Raw genomic sequence first — 1,723 nt, 5'->3', positions numbered from 1 at the left:
TGATATGCTCCCTTCTAGGTAGACAAGTGAAATAATAAAAACTTGTCACTTAGGAGGGAGCATATTTTATGTCTAAAAGAAAAGTATCTGTTGCGGATAAGATATATGCTGTAAATCTATATCTGGATGGAAAAGAAAGTCAACGGCGAATTGCCGATATGTTTGATGTAAGTCTCGCATCTGTCCAACAATGGATTCGAAACTATGAATCTATGGGCGCAAATGCATTCACATTGAAAGGGAATAAAAAATATTCCAAAGAATTGAAACAACAAGCAGTCGTAGATTATTTAGCAGGCTATGGTTCTCAAGATGATATTTGCAAAAAATACGGAATCCGTTCAAAAGCTAAGTTACAAATCTGGATAAAGAAGTATAATGGTCATGAAGAATTAAAATCTTCTGGAACAGGAGGAAGCATTATCATGACCAAAGGAAGAAAAACCACTTTTGAAGAACGGGTTGAAATAGTACAGTATTGTATCGCACATAATCGTAATTATGCCAAAACAGCAGAACAATACCAGGTGTCCTATCAACAGGCTCGCAATTATATAGTCAAATATGAAGCTGGTGGAGTAGAAGCTTTAAGAGATAACCGTGGCAAACGAAAACGTCCCGATGAGATGAGTGAATTAGAAAAGCTGCGTGCTGAAGTTAAAATTTTAAAAGCAGAGAAAGAACGTGCTGAAATGGAGGCATCTTTTTTAAAAAAACTCGAAGAAATAGAGAGGAGGCGGGGCTAAGCCTGGTCCGTCATGAACATATATATCAGGCAATCAAAGAAGAACATGAAGATCATAATTATTCAGTTGCTGCACTTTGCAAACTTGGTAATGTTTCTAGAGCAGCTTATTATAAATGGCTACACAGAGAAATTCCCAAAAGCGAGCAAAAGAATAGGTTTATTGCTGACGAGATAGAAAAGATTCACACAGACTCACCGGATAAAGGCTATCGAAGGATCAGAGATGATTTGGAACGATATCATGGTATTGATATAAACGATAAACGTGTGCTACGCATTTGCCGTAAACTTAATATAAAATCAACTATCAAGTATTCTAACAACGGATGCACAAGACAGGCTGCAAACCCTCAGTATATAGCTGAAAACATACTTAATCGGGAGTTCACTGCCAAAGCACCAAATGAAAAATGGCTCACTGATGTGACAGAATTCCATTATTATATTGGGATTGAAAAGCATAAAGTTTATCTAAGTGCAATACTGGACCTATATGATAGACGGATTGTTTCGTATGTTATTCGTGATAAGAACAACAATGCTTTGGTGTTTGATACGGTAGACAATGCTTTACTTAGAAATCCTGGTGCGCAGCCACTGTTTCACAGTGACAGGGGATTCCAATATACGAACAGGACATTTCATACAAAACTTGTAAATGCTGGAATAATACAAAGCATGTCGCGAGTTGCTAAATGTATCGACAATGGACCAATGGAAGGCTTTTGGGGGATTTTGAAGAGAGAGCGATACTATGGAAAACGATTCACTGATAGAGGTACTCTCGTAAAAATGATCGAAGATTATATAGATTACTATAACAATAAACGCTTACAAAGGAATCTCGGAATTTTAACACCAATGGAAAAACACGAAATTTACTTGCAAGCCGCATAAAAACTGCCAGCAGATAAATTTCTGCTGGCAGGAAAAATTTATATTTTTTCAATTGTCTACTTGACGGGGAGCGGTTCA

At 37.0% G+C, this 1,723-nt stretch carries 2 protein-coding genes; both read left to right on the top strand.

Annotation, left to right across the window (positions count from 1 at the left end; genetic code table 11):
* Nucleotides 1–68 precede the first annotated feature (68 nt).
* On the top strand, nt 69–746 hold the full coding sequence (locus I2D69_RS19880; RefSeq protein ID WP_195698868.1) for a helix-turn-helix domain-containing protein: 678 nt from the start codon (nt 69–71) through the stop codon (nt 744–746).
* Nucleotides 701–1,645 (top strand): IS3 family transposase, encoded by a 945-nt coding sequence (locus tag I2D69_RS19875; RefSeq protein ID WP_313722190.1) that lies wholly within the window; start codon nt 701–703, stop codon nt 1,643–1,645. The genes I2D69_RS19880 and I2D69_RS19875 overlap by 46 nt, the downstream gene beginning before the upstream one ends.
* Nucleotides 1,646–1,723 lie beyond the last annotated feature (78 nt).

The organism is Ruminococcus sp. D54t1_190329_F1 (assembly GCF_015551645.1).
GTDB classification, from domain to species: domain Bacteria; phylum Bacillota; class Clostridia; order Lachnospirales; family Lachnospiraceae; genus Blautia_A; species Blautia_A faecis.
The sequence above is the reverse complement of the archived record's forward strand: the minus strand, read 5'-3'. Positions and strand labels throughout refer to the sequence as shown.